Genomic DNA, 18,468 nt, shown 5'->3' with positions numbered 1-18,468 from the left:
TGTTACAAAGCAGAATGCGTGCCAAAACTTAACAACATGAAAAATAAAGATAAATTAACTTTAACCGTGTCAATTAAACCCTTTGAAACGAGTCAATTGGATACTACACTATCAAAAAAACATAACACAATGACAAGTATGCAAGAATTCTCACTGACGACTTTACTCGAAATGACCGTTGGGCTCGCCAGCGGCACCAATAACGATGACCGCTTTCACCGTTTACTCGATGCGCTACGCAAAGCGGTCACTTGTGACTGTGTAGTGCTGATGGCGCTGCATAATCAAACATTGATCCCACTTGCCATGCAAGGGCTAACACGAGATACGTTAGGACGGCGCTTTGTGGTCAATCAGCATCCACGACTGGCACAAATTTGCAATGCCGATCGCCCAGTTCGTTTTGCTGCTGATTGCCCGCTACCCGATCCTTTTGATGGATTGCTGCTCAACAGTGAAGAAGATCTGCCCATCCATTCCTGTATGGGATTACCGTTGCATTTCGGTGGTCAACTGCTCGGGATTCTGACCCTCGATAGTCTTAAGCCGGATGCATTTGATCCTCTCTCATCACGCAGTTTGGAAATGCTGAGCGCGATTGCCGCCGCGACCTTGAAAATGGCGCTCACTTTTGCCGAGCTGGAAAATCAAGCCAAACAGACTCAACAACGGTTAGAAGAGCTGAATCAAGAAGTGTGGAGTCGCGACAACCTCGAAATTATCGGCAATAGTCACCCAATGCAGACCATGAAAGCCGATATTGATGTGGTTGCCCCCTCTCAGTTTACTATTTTGATCCACGGTGAAACGGGCGTGGGCAAAGAGTTAGTTGCGCGAACCATCCATCAGCGCTCAAATCGCCAGCGCCAACCTCTGGTGTATGTAAATTGCGCGGCGATCCCAGAGCATTTGTTGGAAAGTGAGCTATTTGGTCATGTCAAAGGTGCATTTACCGGGGCCGATCGGCAAAGAATGGGCAAATTTGCCCTCGCCGATGGCGGTACGCTATTTCTCGATGAAATTGGAGAGTTGCCGTTAAGCGCACAAAGTAAAATTTTGCGTGCTTTACAAAACCAAGAGATTCAACCCGTTGGGCAAGATCGGGTACAAACCGTTGATGTACGGATTGTTGCGGCCACCAATCGTGACCTAAAGCAAGAGGTACAAAACGGTCATTTTCGGGCTGATTTGTACCATAGATTGAGTGTTTATCCGATTTATGTGCCACCACTGCGCGAACGGCAGGGTGATATTGCTTTATTGGCCGGATATTTCGTTGAACATGCCAGACGTAAATTAGCTATCACTCAGCTTAAATTGCATGCGGATGCGTTAAATCTACTGATCGCCTACCCATGGCCAGGCAATGTACGTGAACTGGAGCATGTAATTAATCGCGCCGCGCTCAAAGCTAAGGCCCGCCAAGTGGGGCGCTCGGTCACCACTTTAAGTGCATTAGATATCGGTGAGTTACAAGGCCCAACACGGCAAAGTATGGCTGCCGATCACGCTCAAGCAACACTGCAAGATCCGATCAACCTTGATATTGGACTGCGTGAAGCTACCGATCAATTCCAGCGCCATCTGCTCAGTCAAACCCTCACGCAAGCCAACTTCAATTGGGCCGAAGCCGCACGACGCCTGCATACCGATCGCGCTAATCTTATTCGACTCGCCAAACGCTTAGGAATCACGGTTGCCCGCCAACATACACTTGAGCATGCTGATAATACCCAAACCACTTGAAGTTGCAGGTAGGCGGCCAGTGAGTGAGTCCCCATGAGCATCGGCAAACTATGTGGGGTGAAGGAGCGTCGTCAACACCGCTGCAGCTTCAAATAGGAAAGGGGTAACCCACCGATACGATCATTCCAATAGACATCGAGCCGCAATAGCGGCTCGATAATCTGGATAGCGTCACACTTCACTTAGTGTACTGGCGCATCATTCGTCACATAATATTGACCAAAATAAGCTTCCAACACTTCAGGCGTCAATTTGCCTTCTGCTTCCAACTGCTTGAGTTGCTGAGCAATCGCTTTTTGCTCTTCAAGGCTCGGCAGTTTAGTTTCTGGCTCTTGTGCCACCTGCTGAGAGAGTAGCTCCAGATCTTTTTCGAAATCGTTCATGACGGTTTACCTACTTGGTTTTTACTGGCCGGCAGTGTAACCAACTCCTCGCGAGGTTGCTAGAGTTTAAAGCTGCCCACTAATTTGTCCAAACGACCAAACAGCTCACGCAGTGATTGACTCGCATCGGCCAACTCTTCAGCAGTACGGGTCGTCACTTCGTTGATCGCATTAATTTCTTCGATATTTTGATTAATGGTGTGCACCACCGTCGATTGTTCTTCCGTAGCGGTCGCGACTTGAGTATTACGATCGGAAATATCATGAATACGCTGCGAGATACTCATCAGCACGTTGACCGCCTCATCAGACGCAGCAACACCTTGATGAGTAACAACTTTACCCGCATCCATTGCCGATACCGCATTCTTGGCATCACTTTGCAGTTGATTAATCATCTTCTGAATTTCTTCGGTTGAGACGGCGGTGCGACTTGCCAAATTACGCACTTCATCAGCCACCACAGCAAAACCACGGCCTTGCTCCCCAGCTCGAGCCGCTTCAATCGCCGCATTAAGTGCCAGCAGGTTAGTCTGTTCCGAGATTCCTCGAATGGCATCAAGAATCGAACCTATCTCTTGAGTGGTTAAGGCTAATTGCGCCACCACGTTTCCTGTGTGTTCAATATCATTGGCCAGACCGCTAATGGCATCTTTGGCTTTATTAACCACATTACGCCCTTGATCCGCATTGGTGGATGCAAAATTCGCCGTTTCTGCTGCCGTCGCCGCATTAGAGGCGATTTCACTGATGGTCACCCCCATTTGGTTAATCGCAGTCACCACTTGGATGGTCTGATCACGCTGCTGCTGACTATTATCATGGGTCACTAACGCTTTAAGCGATACCCCTTCGGCAGCCACTTGTAGCTCTCGGCTAGTTTGTGCGACATCTTTGATCGAATGATGAATCTTTTCGATAAAACCGTTGAAGCCTTGAGAAAGTTGGGCAATTTCATCATTACCTTGTATTTCAATCCGCTGGGAAAGATCGCCATCGCCTTTACCCAAATCGCTGAAACGTTTGGCGATTTGCTTAATTGGCATAGTAATGCTGTTAGCCAGGAAAATTCCCATCACAATAAAAATAGCGGCCACAATCAAGGTGGTTAACATCATACGCTGTGCCACCGCATTTAATTCAGCAAACGCTTCATTAACCGGAACAGCCCCGACCAAGAACCAATCCATACTTTCAATATACAAGCTTGCCACCATCACCTCTTTGCCTTGATCCTGTGCTGAAATCAAGTTGAAGCCACGCTTATTAAGCAGTGAATGGGTCGCAGAGCCATAGATTTGCTGTAAATTGGATTTGACTCGCGCTTGCTGACGGTGAATTTGTACCTCACCTTGCGCATTGGTTAAAAAGACAAACCCTGTCTTCTCGATTTTGAAGCTATTCAGTAAGTTAACCATGTCATCCATCGATTTCGACATTCCAGACATCGCATCGCCATTGAGCAACTGATAGTTAGCAAACATTTTGACGTCACCATTGGCTTCTTGGAACATGCTGACCATGGTCGGTTTGCCGGAGCCAGTGAAACCGAAAAACCACCCATCTTGTTGTCGATTCAGTTGGCGTAGGAAGCCATCTTGATTCCAGTAATAGGCGGTTTTTCGGTTAGCCACTGAAGCATCATTTAATTGATATTGATCGCGTAAATTATTCAGTTGCTTAATCAACAAGGCTTCTGTAGCGGGATCTCTCTGCGTAGTTGCAATCGCTTGTTGCACAAATTCATTACTCGCAATTTGCTGGGCAGATGCCAACAGTTGCATCACCTGATGATCGATATCACTTTTGATCAGATTCAGCATATTCGGCAGTTCTAAATCAATCAGGCGGTGCTCTTGAACTTCACGCGCCTGACGCTGTGCCATCACACCCACAATCAATGTTGATGCCAATACGGCAAACGTCACGCCTAACACAACCTTTTGTTTAATACTTATCTGCTGCAATTTGAACATATTCCCCACCTACATCATGACTATCACTAAAACTGATTAGTTATCGGCCTAACATCACAATACTTAAGCAAATTCTTACAACTTGGCACGCCAAGCGCGATATAAATCACAATTTTAAACAAAAATAGCCATCCACCATCAATTTTGAGTAATAAACCAGCAGTCACCACCGCGATATCTACCAGCACAATAAGCTGAAATACGCTAACATCGCGGTAAAAATCGCAAACCAGTCAATACCGTTTATCTGGTGACCTGTTACACAATTTTATCGATGAGAAACCGCATTAACCGCACAGCGGTCTGAGAGTAAAACCATTTGGGAGTAAAACCATTCATGACGTTCCAGCCCTTTCAAACCTTGCAGCACTATTTAAATCAGCAAGTGATCGGCCAAAGTGATTTCATCAACCAATTGCTCGTCGCGCTGTTAGCGGATGGACATATTCTGGTAGAAGGGCCTCCGGGGCTGGCAAAAACTCGCGCGGTAAAATCACTGGCCGAGTGTATTGAAGGTGATTTTCATCGCATCCAATTTACACCAGATTTACTGCCCGCTGATTTAACCGGTAGCGATGTCTACCGCCCTGAGACCGGTGAATTTGTGTTTCAAGCTGGGCCAATTTTTAACTCATTAGTCCTCGCCGATGAGATTAACCGCGCACCCGCCAAAGTACAGGCGGCGATGTTAGAAGCGATGGCGGAAAAGCAGATTTCTGCCGGTCGTCAAACCTATCGATTACCTGAACTGTTTCTGGTTATGGCGACCCAAAACCCGATTGAGCAAGAAGGTACATATCCGCTACCAGAAGCACAGCTCGATCGCTTTTTACTGCATTTGGAAGTCAGCTACCCCAATGCGGCGGATGAACTGGCGATTTTGCGCCTCAATCGTGGCGAAGCGAAAGGCGTACCAGCGATTGATAAGCCATTGATGACTCAACAACAGATATTTAGTGCCCGCCAAGCGGTACTGAATGTGCATATGGCTGAAGCGATTGAAAGTTATCTGGTACGCCTAATTATGGCGACCCGCCAACCCGCCAAATACGATGCCAAACTGGCCGAGTGGCTCGCGATGGGGGTCAGCCCACGGGCAACCATTGCGCTGGATCGTTGCGCTCGGGCGCGAGCTTGGCTACAAGGTCGTGATTTTGTCAGTCCAGATGATGTACAAGTGATGGCCTTCTCGGTGCTGCGTCACCGCTTATTGCTCAGTTACCAAGCGCAAGCGGAAGGCATACACCCCAATCAGGTAATTGCTCATCTGTTGTCACTGGTTGGCAGCGCTTAGGGGATCACGATGCACGATACTCTCCCTTTACATGCTAATGGTGTTACGCTGTGTTTGGCCGAATTGCTCGCCTATCAGCCACAAACCGTGCATTTCTTACCCCCTGCTCGTCCGGTGTGGTCAACGCGGATCGGTCAGCACCAAAGCCGCCGTTTAGGACGCGGAATGGACTTTTCAGAGGTGCGTCAATATCAAGCCGGAGATGATATTCGTGCCATGGATTGGCGAGTCACCGCTCGTACGGGCAAGCCACACACTAAGCTGTTCAGTGAAGAACGCGAAAGAGCTGTGGTACTTTACATCGATCTTAGCCAGTCAATGCAGTTTGGCTCCTGCTTGCTGCTCAAATCCGTACAAGCCGCGCATCTGGCCAGTTTACTCAGTTGGCTCGCGGTTAAGCAGCAAGATCGCGTCGGTGCGGTGATTGATCTTGGTCAACAACTGATTGAGATCAAGCCCACAGCTCGTCAACAAGGTGTATTAGCCATTTTAGCCGCCTGTGTCACTACGCAGCAAACCCCCCCCTCATCACATACAGATCGAAAACTGACCCGCCAGCAAGTCTTCACTACACTGCATCGTTTATGCCCCAAAGGCAGTGAAGTGGTGTTGATCAGCGATTTTACCGATTTAGACCCCGATCAAGATGCACTCGCACTGCGCCAACTGTGTCGGCATAACCAAGTGCGTATGGTGCAGATTTTCGATCCTTTAGAGTGTGGTGACACCTCATTTCGTGGCATTGAGCAAGTACAAAATCGCCAAGAGACGCGCTGGCTCAACTTTTCGATAAATAGTACCCGGATAGGCATCAAAAAAGCCTTTGAAACTCAAAAAGAAAAATTAGAATCACTCTGTCTATTATTGGCAATAGACTACCGCTCAATTTCCAGCGGACTCCCTTTGCTACCACAATTATCGGACTATAAGAAATGAAGGAATCGTCAACCCTATCACTCGATCTTAACGGCCTACATCTACCTGAGCTGCCTAGCTGGTTCCCGCTGGCTTGGGGATGGTGGGCAAGTTTGGGTGGCATTCTACTGGTGGTGCTCATGATTGGCTTGGCGGTGCGTTGGCGTCGTCGCCGACTCGCGCCAAAGAAAACCGCACTGCGGCTATTGAGCTTAAAAGCCATCCCACAAACGCCCTCTTCCGCGATTGAATTAGTTCGTCAAGCGGCGCTGTGTTATTACCCTCGGCAAGACATTGCTCATTTAACAGGCAAAGAGTGGTATGCGTTTTTAGATGCGGAAATGGGTCAGCCCCTGTTTATACCGAATGAGACCCAATGGCAACAAGCCCTGTATCAAAAACAGCCAGTGAGCAATGCCGATGAGTTGGTGCAACACTGTTATTGCTGGGTTGCCAACGCATTACCCCCTAAAAAGCGGAGAAAATCAGCACTTGGCAAGTTTTGAGTTTATTTGGTGGTGGGTGCTTTTGGCTCTACCACTGCCTTGGGTTATCTATGTTTTCGTACCAGCCATCCCCCCTCGGACTGCGATTAAGCTCGCCTACCTTCCACAGACGTCAGTCACCCACAAAAGCGGGTGGCTGATTCGTTTACTCGCAGCTGGTGTATGGATTTTGCTGCTCTGTGCCGCCGCACGGCCAGTCTGGTATGGCGATCCGCTCAGCAGTAGCACCGCACATCGTGACTTAATGTTAGTGGTCGATCTCTCCTATTCAATGAGTCAACAAGATATGCAAGCGGGTCAACAGATGGTAGATCGCTTAACCGCAGTGAAACAGGTGCTGACACCATTTATTACCAAGCGCGAAGGGGATCGAATAGGGCTGATCTTATTTGCTGATCATGCCTACCTGCAAACCCCTTTGACGTTAGATCGCGCCACCGTGGCTAGCCAACTCAATCAAGCGGTATTAAAGCTGATCGGCACACAAACCGCGATTGGCGAAGGGATTGGTCTGGCGACGAAAATCTTTATCGACAGTGATGCGCCACAGAGGGTAATGATTTTACTGAGCGATGGGAGCAACACTGCAGGCGTGCTTGACCCACGAGAAGCCGCGCAGATTGCCCAGCAATATCACACCACGATTTACACGGTTGGAGTTGGTGCTGGCGAGATGGTGGTCAAAGACTTCCTGTTTAGCCGTAAGGTCAATACCGCGCAAGATCTGGATGAGCAAACCTTACAGGACATCGCCTCAACCACGGGAGGACAATATTTTCGCGCCCGTAATCAACAAGATTTACAAAACATTTATAACGCGATTAATCAATTGGAGCCGATTAGCCAAGCCAGCCAAACTTGGCGTCAACAAAGCGAATGGTTTTACTATCCGCTCAGCTTGGCGTTACTGCTCTCAGTGATGTTGGTGATAGTGAGGAGATGACATGTCACCGCTGATTTTTCTCTATCCACACTGGTTGTGGTTACTGATCCCGCTAGGCATGTTCGCGCTGTGGTTAGGACTCCGTCGGCCACCGCGTGGCCTGATTGCCGCACATTTGGCACCGGCGTTAGGTGTAACCACGCACTCTCGCCGCCACCAAACTGGATTACTGGCACTCGCTTGGCTGATCGCCACGTTGGCACTGGCCGGCCCAAGCTGGCAAACCGCGACGCGGCCAAGTATGCAAAACAGTGCGGCCCGCGTATTGATCATGGATATGTCACATTCCATGTACGCCACGGATCTGCAGCCTAACCGCTTAACTCAGGCGCGTTATAAAGCTCTCGATCTACTGCAAGGTTGGTCAGAAGGCAGTACAGGGCTTATCGCCTACGCCGCCGACGCTTATATCGTAAGTCCACTGACCAGTGATAGCGCCACCCTCGCCAGCTTGGTGCCCTCTTTATCACCCGATATCATGCCCTACCAAGGAGCCGATGCTGCCGCCGCCATCCAGTTAGCCATCACTATGATGCAGCAAGCAGGACATGCCCGTGGCGATCTGATTTTACTGGCCGATGACCTAAGTCCCACAGAACGCACCAAGATCACCCCTATCTTGCAAGGTAGTCCATGGCGTTTGATCCTACTGGCCATCGGCACCCCTAGCGGAGCGCCGATTACTTTAAGCGATGGATCGTTATTACAAGACCGCCAAGGGCAAACCGTGATCGCGAAAACTCGCCTAGATCAAATGCAGCAACTCTCACGCAGCGTCAATGGTTTATTAAGTGCTTATCGGGCAGATGGTGCCGATGTGGCGCAGATTTTACATCTCACCCAGCAATCCACTCAATTCGGATCTCAGATTAGCCAACCAGCGGTCAGTCAACGGATCAACAACGGTTACTGGCTCATGCTCCCCTTACTGTTTGCAGCCCTAGGGATGTTTCGCCGTGGCGTGCTGTTTAGCCTACTGTTCACTCTTTTGCTTAGCCTACCTCAGCAGCAAGCTTGGGCATCCGCTTGGCTCAATCCAGATCAGCAAGCGCTGCAAGCTTTTCAAGCCGAGCACTATGCACAAGCGGCTGAGCAATTTACTGACCCACGGTGGCAAGGTGCCGCGCGCTATTATGCCAATGACTACCAAGGGGCGATTGACGCTTACTCACAGATCGCCAATCCCGATTTAGCCACTCAATACAACTTAGCCAATGCTTATGCGCAAGCTGGGGATTTAGCACAAGCCCGCCAACGCTACGAGCAAATTTTAGCGCAGCAGCCGAATCATCAAGATGCGTTGCACAATCTGGCTGTGGTTAAAGCCGCACTGCAACAGCAACAGCAACAGCAACAGCAACAGCAACAGCAACAGCAACAGCAGGATCAATCTTCGGATCCAGCGAGTCAAGCGCAAGCAACATCGACCGGTAAACCGTCGGATCCCAACCAGCAACCAGCATCGGAACCGCATACGGGATCTCACTCAGAATCGAGCGATGAGCCAAACCCATCGGCCAGTCAGCCCTCTGAAACTGATCAAGGCCCAGCTGACATGGATTCAGTCGATAATGCGATGCCTGCCTCTTCCACAGTGCAAACGCCAACGGAATCAAACCAAGCACCAACCGCTGACAAGACAAGCCAACAAGAACTAGCAAACAGCGCAAAGCAAGCCAACTCATCACTCGAACCTATGCTGCGTAAGTTAGAGCAAGTGGAAAGTGCGCGCGATCCAAGCGCGCTGCTACGGGCACAATTTATTTTGCAAGCTCAACGTAAACCTCAACCTACGGACACCGATCAGCCATGGTAAAACTGCAATCCGTCTATCAACGCACATGTTTCTGGCTCTCGCTGTTGCTGAGCTTATGCGCACTGCCCAGCCAAGCGGCGGATCTGGTCGCCAGTGTCAGCAAAAATAGCGTGGTGAATAATGAAGTGATTCAGTTGCGAATTGTCAGCAGCAGTAAGCTGACTGCGGAGGCGGTTGATTTTTCTCAACTAGAGCCTGATTTTTTTGTTGGTCAACCCAGTTTTGCCTCTTCCACCAACATCATCAATGGTAATTACTCGCAGCGCAGTGAGTGGACGGTGGCGATCGCGCCACAACGCTCCGGCATTCTCACCATCCCAAGCTTTCAAATCGGTAGCGCCCACTCAGCTGCGATTGCTATCCAAGTGCGCGAAGATGAGCAGCAACCCGAGCCACAAGAGCTCGCAGAGGTGCGCAGCCAATTAGAGCAAACTCAGCTTTATCCCGGTGAAAGTACCTTGTTTCATGCTCAGTTGATCATCAAGCAAGATATCCGCCGTCTACGCGATCCACAAATAACGCCACCAGAAGTGGAGGGTATGCAGATTGAAGCGGCCAGTGAGCCCAAGCAATCACCTTCGCTACTCAATGGTGTAGAAGTGACAATCGTTGAACAATCGTTTCGGATCACCGCACAACAAGCGGGACGTTTTAGCCTACGTGAACCGATGCTGAAAGCGAACTTATTATACGGCAACCAATATAGTGGTACGCGTTTGATCCCGCTGCTTACCCAACCGAAAAGTTACCCCATTGAAGTGCTGGCCCAACCGGCTAATTATCAAGGTGCTTGGCTACCTAGCGCCCACCTAAGCTTGAGCCAAAACTGGCTCGATGGACAACAGAGATTAAGCGAAGCCAGCCAATACCAGACTGAGGTTGGACGCAGCATCACCCGCGAAATTCGCTTGCAAGTGCGTGGTCTGACTCAACAGCAGATACCAACATTGCATATTCAATATCCAGACAGCATTAGCCTCTATCCAGAAAAGCCGCAATTTAGCACGCTTGAAAATGGCGATACCTTAATGACGCTGAAACAAGTGCTGATCCCACGTCATGCGGGCGAGATCACCTTGCCAGATGTCACCCTCAATTGGTGGAATACCCAGACTCACATGGCGCAAACCAGCCAGTTGGCTGGTTTAACGCTACAAGTTAAAGCGAGTGATGAAGCGCCGTTGTTCAACATGCCAACCGTGCCTGATCTGCCCACTAGCCAACCTGTGAGTGATACCGGTTATTGGCCATATTTGACCTTACTGTTTGCACTGCTTTGGCTCGCCACTACTCTATTAGCCTTGCTGATGTGGCGTAGTAGCCGAGTGGTCTCTCAGCCTAGTATCAACCACAATCTGGCAACCTCATCGACTTATCGCACGCTGATTGAAGCGATTGAGCAGCAAGATCTGTTAGCCATCAGCCAAGCGATTCGTATTTGGCAAACCGAAATAACCTTGCCAAGCAACGAGCAGCAAACGCTGCATCAATTACTCGATACGCTACAGCAAGCTTGTTATGGCAAACAATCACAACAGCCAGATTTCAAGCCGTTGCAACGCTGGGTTAAGCTTCAGCATAAGCAACAACTCAGCAGCGTTAAGCCGACCGCCAGTAAACTCGCTCAATTATGAAAACGCGCTGGCTAACGGCCTAACCTAACGACCTACCGCTAGCGACCATGCTGGCGGTTAGGCTGCTATACTGAGGTGAATCAATCGTGCCACGACCAGTAGCAGTCGGTGGATAACAGAACATCACTCGGAGGAAAGCATGACTAATCTCAATACCAAAGCAGCGAGTGTGCTTGGCCTAAGCCTGATCATCGGGCTAGCCACGCTTGGCTTCTTGGTGCAACAAATGGCGGTTAAATTTAAAGAATATGAACGAGTGGTCACGGTCAAAGGGCTCTCGGAACGTGAAGTGTTGGCCGATACCGTGATTTGGCCAATTCAGTTTAGTGTGGCTGATAATCAGCTAGCGACACTGTTTAACACCGTCGATCAACAAACTCAGCTCATCACTCAATATTTAGTGCAACAAGGCATCGACCGTAATGCGATCTCTCTTTCTGCACCCGCCGTGATCGATAAAAAAGCCCAACAATATGGTGAAGATCGCGCCGAGTTTCGTTATTTAGCCACTCAAACGATCACCGTTTACAGTAAGCAAGTTGAAAAAGTACGCAACATCGTCAGCGATATTGGTCAATTAGGCAAACAGGGAGTGGTATTTAACCAAGATCCTTATAACAATCGGGTTGAATTTAGTTTCTCAGCCCTGAATGAAATTAAGCCCGATATGATTGAACAAGCGACTAAGCAAGCTCGCGAAGTTGCCCAGAAGTTTGCCAAAGATTCTCAAAGCACGTTAGGTAAAATCAAAACTGCATCACAGGGTCAATTTTCGATTACCGATCGGGATAACAATACCCCTTACATCAAGAATATCCGCGTCGTCACCACCGTGGAATATTATCTATCTGATTAAGAGGCTAGTGGATGGCGATAGTTGACAACCACTTTATCGCTGGTGGTCAGTAAGTGACTATCCATTACATAAGAGATGAAATGCAAAAAGGGGCGTGGTTTACACCACGCCCCTTTAAAATTTATTCTGTGCTAATTACAGCGCAGTTACTTGAGCAGCTTGTGGGCCTTTTTTGCCTTGCTCAACGATGAAGCTTACACGCTGACCTTCAGCCAGAGTTTTGAAGCCTTCAGAAACGATAGATTTGAAGTGTACGAACACATCTTGACCACCGTTGTCTTGAGAAATGAAACCAAAACCTTTAGTTTCGTTGAACCATTTTACTGAACCAGTCATTTTCTGAGACATAGTAACCTCTAATATATATTTGCTATGAGTTTATTTGGCTGATAACGAAAGCTATTGAATGGTATATCAAGACAAAGTTGACGCAGGTTTAACGAGATATCGATAACGATCTGAGATAGAACTTTCACTGAATTTAACATTAACAACTCTTACCTAAGAGCCGAGATGAACTATACACCGATTTCATCGAAACGCTACACTTATTTGTATTATTTACTGCGTGATGCGAAATTTATTGAATAAGGCTACTTTTGCTACGCCATTGGGTGGACATTTTCAACCATCACTCCCACCACCTGATTGCGTCCCTGACTTTTAGCTTGATACAAGGCTTTATCTGCTTCTGCATACAGTTGATCAAACTGTACTTCACACGGCTTATAGCGCGAAACCGCATAACCAATTGATACCGTGAGTAGCTCACCATCAGGATTTTGCTGGTGTAGAATGCGCTCAGCGGCAATACTATAGCGAATGCTTTCCGCGAGTGATTGGATCTCCTCAACGCTACGATGAGCAATCAGTAACAAAAACTCCTCGCCTCCAATCCGGCAAAACAGCTCACGCTCAGACTGGGCATGTTGGCTTAAGATATTGCCGATCCGCATCAGCGCGATATCACCTTCCAAATGGCCATAACAATTATTGAATAATCCAAAGTGATCCAGATCGAGCAAAATCACCCCATAATTGACCGCTTCGCCTGTCGCTTGTTCGCAGGTTTGTTCTAGTAAATGATCGAGCATGCGTCGGTTACCTAACCGCGTCAGAGGATCCAATTTTGCCATAAGATCCAGTTGCTGATTGGCCTTATGTAAATCACGAGTGCGATTACGTACCTCAAGCTCCAAGGTTGCATTAAGAACCGAGATCGCTTCTTGCGCTTTCGCTCGCATCAAAACCTCGGTCAAATTTGAAGCAAACATACGGATCACTTCACGCAATTGGGAAGTCAGCACCGTGCAACGGATCAAATTATCCACCGAGATGAAAGCGATCGGAGTACCTTTATCGGTCAGCATGGTCATTGCCGTCCAGCCATAACCGACAATTTTGCAATCATGGTAAATCGGCACATTCTCTTTAAACACCACTTGATTCGGCTGGAGTTTGGCAAGATCGACTACATCATTTTCATGAGTTGAGCCGCGAAAATACGATTCATCCACGATATTACCTTGCATATCAGTGCCCCACGTTCCTTGTAGGTATGAGCAAGCTTCATCGGTTAAAAAGATGGCCATGCGGTCAATGCCCATTCGATTGATCGCAAAGTTCACTGCGGATTTACACACTTGACTGACTGTCATACAGCGGGAAAGCTCGACCATACTGGCATGCAACATCCGCACATTTTGCTCTTGACGCATACGAATATAGATTTGCGCCAGTAGTGAACTGAACGACTCCAACATCTGTTTTTGGTATTCAGTGATCGGTTGACGATGGATATAGTTGTCAATTGCGATCCAACCAATAGTTTCATTGCCATCACGTAAGATCAGCATCCCATTCCAACCCTGTCCGACCACCTGACCCGCGGTATACAACGGGGCAGCCTCAACGACCATTAAGTTACATTCGTCATTGGATAACGCTTCAAGATATTGGCGCTCAACTTGATGCAAGTCATATTGGGTATGATGCTCGTCAATCGTGTTGCCGGATTCATCGGTACCATAAGTCCCACTGAAGCAACGCTTTTTCAAATCAAGCAGCAAAAATGCCGCGCGATCAAAACCAAGCCGATTACGCATTGCTTCCACCGCAGCTCGGTGCAGTTCATCCAAACTGGCTGGGTTAGACAGCTCGACCGCCACCTGATGAACCAGTTTCATATTATCAATAAACTGTTCACGCTGACGGATCTCGCTCAAATACTTCGCTTCACGCAAATCACGATTTTTAAACTCTTTGGATGCCTCAATTTCAGCACGTAAACACTGCCATTTGGCCGCGATCAACTGCAAAAAATCCAGTTCTCCAGATTGAGTGCACAAATGCACTTGCTCTGCGCACACCGCTTGAATGATCAAATAAGTACGATGTTGTGGGTGGTTATCGAGCATCAAAATAAAAGATTCACCGCCCATAATCGGCAGATAATCCCAACGACAGGTATTGATCGCAAAAGGGATAACACCGTCAGAGGTATCAAATTGGGCAGCCCATACCCAAAAGACTTCCGGATAATCTTCTAGCCCGACAAAATCGCCATCGGAGAATAGAACTTCTGCCGTAGAAAATTGTGATGGTGCGCGCACAATGGCCGCCGCTTGTGACTGTAAATAAGTGATTAAATATTCGAAACTCGTCTCTGCCAACATTCGATAATTTCGACTTGAAGTCACTCTTTTCAATAAAGTTTGAGAAAACATGCGCAGCCTGACATTGATAATAGTTTTATTGTGGATAATCGCCGATTGTTTATCGGGCAATCAATTGGCGATCTAACCGGCTGTTAAGTGCGCCGCATTTTTGGTTAATAATGAAACACATCCTCGGCACAAGCAGCATTTTTGCGAAGTTGTTTCCATTTATACCAATGATGAACCAAACTTTTTAAATAATTTCTCATTATTGAGCCACGTTCTGCTTCGTGCCAATGGCATTTACTATGGACATTTTATGCGTTTTTTGTGTATTGCATGGTTAACCCTACTGATGCTAGCCAATGCCTGCTTAGCTGCCGTTGACTTGGTTAAAATTGACTCAATTGAAATTGACTTAGTGCACGTCGATAAATCGAAACGGCGTATGTATCTACTGCAAAATGGCGAAGTGATCCGTGAATATCGGATCGCACTGGGTCAAAAGCCGCACGGTCATAAGCAACAAGAAGGTGATCAACGCACACCGGAAGGCGATTATTTTTTGGATTTCATTATCGAAGAATCGAGTTTTTATCGCTCGATACACATTAGTTATCCGAATCAGCAAGATTTGGCACAAGCCCAATTACGCGGTATTGACCCTGGCGGAGATATTAAAATTCATGGTTTGAAGAATGGCGATGCCAGAGATCCCGCTTTCATACAAAGCTTTGACTGGACCAATGGCTGCATTGCCCTAACCAATCAAGAAATGGATGAGTTTCTAAACTTAGTTAAGCCGGGAACTCCCATCACCATTGAATGGTAGAGATTTTAAAAATAGTGGGATATTGCCAAATAACGAGTACGAATATGTTCAATCAACAAACGAACTTTATTCGGTGGTTGACGTGTAAAAGGATAAACTGCATAAACCCCCAGTTTCTTACCTACCTGATCAGGAAAAATATCGATTAATTCTCCATTACGTAGATCGTGATATACCAAACATCGTGGAACATACGCAATACCGTGTCCACCAAGTGCTGCTTTACGTAGCGCAGTTGCGTTATCGGTTGAAAAAGAACCCGACACTCTAACAATATAACTACCCTTCATCCCTTTAAATTCCCAATCAGTCGCACCTGTTGTTTGATAGGCATACTGCAAGCAATTGTGTTTAACTAAGTCTTGAGGCATTAAGGGTTTACCGTTTCGGCTAATGTAAGCAGGAGAAGCACAAACCACCCACTGAGAATCTAAAATATGCCTTGCAATTAAGCTCGAATCCTCCAAGTACCCCGTACGAATTACTAGATCGTAGCCACCTGCAACTAAATCAACAAAACGGTTATCAAGAGACATATCCACTGTCAATCCTGGATGAAGGTTACAGAACTCAGCAACAGCATCAGCCAAAATCAAATCGCCCGAAATAGTCGGAACCGACATTTTAATATGACCACTAATGTTTTCACCAAACCCAACGACTGCATCAAGTGCCTCTTGAGTGGCTTCCTTCACATTTTTGGCACCGTGTAGCAATACTTTTCCAGCCTCCGTTAAAGTCAATTTTCGCGTCGTTCGGTATAATAGTTGTACGCCAAGCTCTTTTTCTAAACGCGCCAATCTTTTGCTAACCACCGAATTTGTAAGTCTATTTTTTTCAGCAGCCTTACTAAAACTGCCCATTTGCATCACTTGATAAAACAAAATTAAATCATCAGAACGCATGCCGTTATGTCATTTTAGGAAATAATCAATTTCATTATTTCTCTATATTCATCAAAAATAAAGCAGTAAATTCACAACCGCTTAATAAGTCAGCCACAACTATAAAAACAATAACAGGACTCTGAACGATTGATGATGTCCTACTGATTTGCTAGCTCATCTTATTGATTGATAAAGAGTTAAAAATAAGGAAGTACTTCATGAATCAAACAATGCTCGCTTTAGTAGCGTTTTCACCAATTGTGGTTGCTGCTATTTTACTGATTGGATTAAATTGGCCAGCCAAGAGAGCAATGCCAATCGCTTTTGCGCTAACTGTAATAATTGCTTTGACATTTTGGGATATGTCCAGTAATCGAGTACTAGCTTCAATCTTAGAGGGATTAGGTATCACGCTCTCCGTATTATGGATTGTTTTTGGCGCAATTTTCTTACTCAACATACTAAAACATACTGGTGCTATTACTACGATTCGTAATGGCTTCACTGAAATTTCACCAGATCGACGTATACAAGCCATTATTATTGCTTGGTGTTTTGGCTCTTTTATCGAAGGAGCTTCCGGTTGGGGGACACCCGCAGCAATTGTCGCACCACTTCTCGTTGCCATTGGATTTCCTGCACTTGCAGCTGTACTTATGGGAATGATGATCCAATCAACTCCTGTATCTTTTGGTGCAGTCGGTACTCCGATTATTGTAGGTGTCAATCGAGGGCTTGATACCTATAACATCACGGAAACATTAATTGCCAACAGTTCAAACTGGGATATGTATTTACAACAGATAACGACCAGTGTCGCTCTAATTCACGCCTCAGTAGGAACATTTATGCCAGTATTAATGGCCATGATGTTGACTCGTTTCTTTGGCAAACATCGTAGCTGGACGGAAGGATTAGACATTCTACCTTTCGCAATTTTTGCAGGTTTGTCCTTCACTATTCCTTACGCACTGACCGGAGCATTCCTCGGCCCTGAATTCCCATCATTGATCGGTGGACTCATCGGTCTTACGATTGTGGTGACAGCAGCTAAAAAAGGGTTCTTAGTACCCAAAACTCAATGGGATTTTAGCCCTGAAAATGAGTGGCCAACTGAATGGTTAGGCTCACTTAAAATGGATCTAAATGAGATCAAAGCCAAGCCAATGAGTCTTATTCTGGCATGGGCCCCCTATGTGCTACTTGCCATTATTCTCGTGGCTAGCCGTGTAAACTCAGATTTCAAAGCACTCCTCCTCAGCGTCAAAGTCTCCTTCAGTAATATCTTGGGAGAGACAGGTATTAATACATCAATCGAGCCTCTTTATTTACCTGGAGGGATTCTCATTTTCGTAGCACTGATTGCCGTATTCACTCAAACACGCAGCGTAACTCCCATCGGCAAAGCATTTGGTGAGTCCACCAAAACCTTAATTGGTGCGGGATTCGTACTGATATTTACCATTCCTATGGTTCGGATCTTTATCAATTCTGGAATTAACAGTGCTGATTTAGCCAGTATGCCAGTAACTACCGCCAACTTTGCTGCGGGTTTAGTGGGTGAAGCTTTCCCGATGCTGAGTGCGACTGTCGGTGCACTGGGCGCTTTCATTGCCGGTTCTAACACAGTGTCCAACATGATGTTCAGCCAATTCCAATTTGAAGTGGCACAAACGCTGACCATCTCTAGCGTGGTGATCATCGCTCTACAAGCCGTTGGGGCAGCAGCCGGTAACATGATTGCCATCCACAACGTGGTAGCTGCATCCGCAACAGTTGGCCTGCTCGGTCGTGAAGGTGCGACACTGCGCAAAACCGTGTTGCCAACCCTCTACTATCTTGTTTTGACCGGCATCATCGGCATGACCGTGATTTACGGATTCAACATGACCGATGCTTTAATGAATCGCTAAACCTTTTAATCAGTACCGAGAGCTAGTATCTCGCTCTCATCGCTCAAGCTCATCGTTGTACCTCTATGAGCTTGAGCAAAAAAGGAACATTCACAGAATAAGCCCAGAAT

At 47.1% G+C, this 18,468-nt stretch carries 15 protein-coding genes; 10 read left to right on the top strand and 5 right to left on the bottom strand.

Annotation, left to right across the window (positions count from 1 at the left end; all coding sequences use genetic code 11):
* Positions 1 to 138: 138 nt before the first annotated feature.
* Positions 139 to 1,746, top strand: a complete 1,608-nt coding sequence (gene norR / locus PUN32_RS02950) for a nitric oxide reductase transcriptional regulator NorR (protein ID WP_274721693.1) — start codon at positions 139 to 141, stop codon at positions 1,744 to 1,746.
* A gap of 182 nt (positions 1,747 to 1,928) precedes the next feature.
* Here norR and PUN32_RS02945 read toward each other — a convergent pair whose 3' ends face one another.
* Positions 1,929 to 2,129, bottom strand: a complete 201-nt coding sequence (locus tag PUN32_RS02945; RefSeq protein WP_274721692.1) for a restriction endonuclease subunit S — start codon at positions 2,127 to 2,129, stop codon at positions 1,929 to 1,931.
* Between the two features lie 59 nt (positions 2,130 to 2,188).
* Entirely contained in the window at positions 2,189 to 4,105 is a 1,917-nt protein-coding gene (locus PUN32_RS02940) for a methyl-accepting chemotaxis protein (RefSeq protein ID WP_274721691.1), read from the bottom strand.
* 337 nt (positions 4,106 to 4,442) lie between these two features.
* Between PUN32_RS02940 and PUN32_RS02935 the strand changes: the two genes are divergently transcribed.
* The 7 genes from PUN32_RS02935 to PUN32_RS02905 all read left to right on the top strand — a co-directional run bounded on the left by PUN32_RS02935 (position 4,443) and on the right by PUN32_RS02905 (position 12,069).
* The gene (locus PUN32_RS02935; RefSeq protein WP_274721690.1) at positions 4,443 to 5,399 is read left to right on the top strand and encodes an AAA family ATPase; all 957 of its coding nucleotides are present in this window, start codon (positions 4,443 to 4,445) and stop codon (positions 5,397 to 5,399) included.
* 9 nt (positions 5,400 to 5,408) lie between these two features.
* Positions 5,409 to 6,335, top strand: coding sequence for a DUF58 domain-containing protein (locus PUN32_RS02930; protein WP_406707943.1), 927 nt, complete (start codon positions 5,409 to 5,411; stop codon positions 6,333 to 6,335).
* The gene (locus tag PUN32_RS02925; RefSeq protein ID WP_274721689.1) at positions 6,332 to 6,820 is read left to right on the top strand and encodes a DUF4381 domain-containing protein; all 489 of its coding nucleotides are present in this window, start codon (positions 6,332 to 6,334) and stop codon (positions 6,818 to 6,820) included. Before PUN32_RS02930 ends, PUN32_RS02925 begins: the two co-directional genes overlap by 4 nt.
* A complete protein-coding gene (locus PUN32_RS02920; protein WP_274721688.1) occupies positions 6,807 to 7,763 on the top strand; it encodes a vWA domain-containing protein in 957 nt (318 codons plus the stop codon). Before PUN32_RS02925 ends, PUN32_RS02920 begins: the two co-directional genes overlap by 14 nt.
* Before the next feature lies 1 nt (position 7,764).
* Positions 7,765 to 9,579 (top strand): VWA domain-containing protein, encoded by a 1,815-nt coding sequence (locus tag PUN32_RS02915; protein WP_274721687.1) that lies wholly within the window; start codon positions 7,765 to 7,767, stop codon positions 9,577 to 9,579.
* A complete protein-coding gene (locus PUN32_RS02910) occupies positions 9,573 to 11,213 on the top strand; it encodes a BatD family protein (protein WP_274721686.1) in 1,641 nt (546 codons plus the stop codon). The genes PUN32_RS02915 and PUN32_RS02910 overlap by 7 nt, the downstream gene beginning before the upstream one ends.
* A 139-nt stretch (positions 11,214 to 11,352) precedes the next feature.
* Positions 11,353 to 12,069 carry an SIMPL domain-containing protein gene (locus PUN32_RS02905; protein ID WP_274721685.1) on the top strand — a complete coding sequence of 239 codons (717 nt, stop codon included), beginning with the start codon at positions 11,353 to 11,355 and terminating at the stop codon, positions 12,067 to 12,069.
* 135 nt (positions 12,070 to 12,204) lie between these two features.
* On the opposite strand, the gene cspE is transcribed toward PUN32_RS02905, so the two are convergent.
* A complete protein-coding gene (gene cspE / locus PUN32_RS02900; protein WP_166015239.1) occupies positions 12,205 to 12,417 on the bottom strand; it encodes a transcription antiterminator/RNA stability regulator CspE in 213 nt (70 codons plus the stop codon).
* Between the two features lie 254 nt (positions 12,418 to 12,671).
* A complete protein-coding gene (locus tag PUN32_RS02895) occupies positions 12,672 to 14,744 on the bottom strand; it encodes a sensor domain-containing diguanylate cyclase (protein ID WP_274721684.1) in 2,073 nt (690 codons plus the stop codon).
* A gap of 301 nt (positions 14,745 to 15,045) precedes the next feature.
* Between PUN32_RS02895 and PUN32_RS02890 the strand changes: the two genes are divergently transcribed.
* A complete protein-coding gene (locus PUN32_RS02890; protein WP_406707942.1) occupies positions 15,046 to 15,558 on the top strand; it encodes a L,D-transpeptidase family protein in 513 nt (170 codons plus the stop codon).
* 5 nt (positions 15,559 to 15,563) lie between these two features.
* Here the strand turns inward: PUN32_RS02890 and PUN32_RS02885 are convergent, their stop codons facing one another.
* Positions 15,564 to 16,463, bottom strand: a complete 900-nt coding sequence (locus PUN32_RS02885) for a LysR family transcriptional regulator (RefSeq protein ID WP_274721683.1) — start codon at positions 16,461 to 16,463, stop codon at positions 15,564 to 15,566.
* A 200-nt stretch (positions 16,464 to 16,663) separates the two neighbouring features.
* On the opposite strand from PUN32_RS02885, the gene PUN32_RS02880 reads away from it, so the two are divergent.
* Complete coding sequence (locus PUN32_RS02880) at positions 16,664 to 18,358, top strand: L-lactate permease (RefSeq protein WP_274721682.1); 1,695 nt, start codon at positions 16,664 to 16,666, stop codon at positions 18,356 to 18,358.
* The last annotated feature ends 110 nt before the right edge of the window (positions 18,359 to 18,468 follow it).

It is taken from the genome of Vibrio chanodichtyis, from assembly GCF_028863985.1.
In the GTDB taxonomy this organism is placed as follows: Bacteria; Pseudomonadota; Gammaproteobacteria; order Enterobacterales; family Vibrionaceae; genus Vibrio; species Vibrio chanodichtyis.
The sequence above is the reverse complement of the archived record's forward strand: the minus strand, read 5'-3'. Positions and strand labels throughout refer to the sequence as shown.

Excerpts from the sequence above, each read along its gene's own strand:
- PUN32_RS02905 (WP_274721685.1), top strand. The coding sequence starts at position 11,353 with ATGACTAATCTCAATACCAAAGCAGCGAGTGTGCTTGGCCTAAGCCTG.
- PUN32_RS02940 (WP_274721691.1), bottom strand. The coding sequence starts at position 4,105 with ATGTTCAAATTGCAGCAGATAAGTATTAAACAAAAGGTTGTGTTAGGC.
- PUN32_RS02885 (WP_274721683.1), bottom strand. The coding sequence starts at position 16,463 with ATGCGTTCTGATGATTTAATTTTGTTTTATCAAGTGATGCAAATGGGC.
- norR (WP_274721693.1), top strand. The coding sequence starts at position 139 with ATGCAAGAATTCTCACTGACGACTTTACTCGAAATGACCGTTGGGCTC.
- PUN32_RS02925 (WP_274721689.1), top strand. The coding sequence starts at position 6,332 with ATGAAGGAATCGTCAACCCTATCACTCGATCTTAACGGCCTACATCTA.
- cspE (WP_166015239.1), bottom strand. The coding sequence starts at position 12,417 with ATGTCTCAGAAAATGACTGGTTCAGTAAAATGGTTCAACGAAACTAAA.
- PUN32_RS02930 (WP_406707943.1), top strand. The coding sequence starts at position 5,409 with ATGCACGATACTCTCCCTTTACATGCTAATGGTGTTACGCTGTGTTTG.
- PUN32_RS02880 (WP_274721682.1), top strand. The coding sequence starts at position 16,664 with ATGAATCAAACAATGCTCGCTTTAGTAGCGTTTTCACCAATTGTGGTT.
- PUN32_RS02895 (WP_274721684.1), bottom strand. The coding sequence starts at position 14,744 with ATGTTGGCAGAGACGAGTTTCGAATATTTAATCACTTATTTACAGTCA.
- PUN32_RS02910 (WP_274721686.1), top strand. The coding sequence starts at position 9,573 with ATGGTAAAACTGCAATCCGTCTATCAACGCACATGTTTCTGGCTCTCG.
- PUN32_RS02945 (WP_274721692.1), bottom strand. The coding sequence starts at position 2,129 with ATGAACGATTTCGAAAAAGATCTGGAGCTACTCTCTCAGCAGGTGGCA.
- PUN32_RS02935 (WP_274721690.1), top strand. The coding sequence starts at position 4,443 with ATGACGTTCCAGCCCTTTCAAACCTTGCAGCACTATTTAAATCAGCAA.
- PUN32_RS02890 (WP_406707942.1), top strand. The coding sequence starts at position 15,046 with ATGCGTTTTTTGTGTATTGCATGGTTAACCCTACTGATGCTAGCCAAT.
- PUN32_RS02915 (WP_274721687.1), top strand. The coding sequence starts at position 7,765 with ATGTCACCGCTGATTTTTCTCTATCCACACTGGTTGTGGTTACTGATC.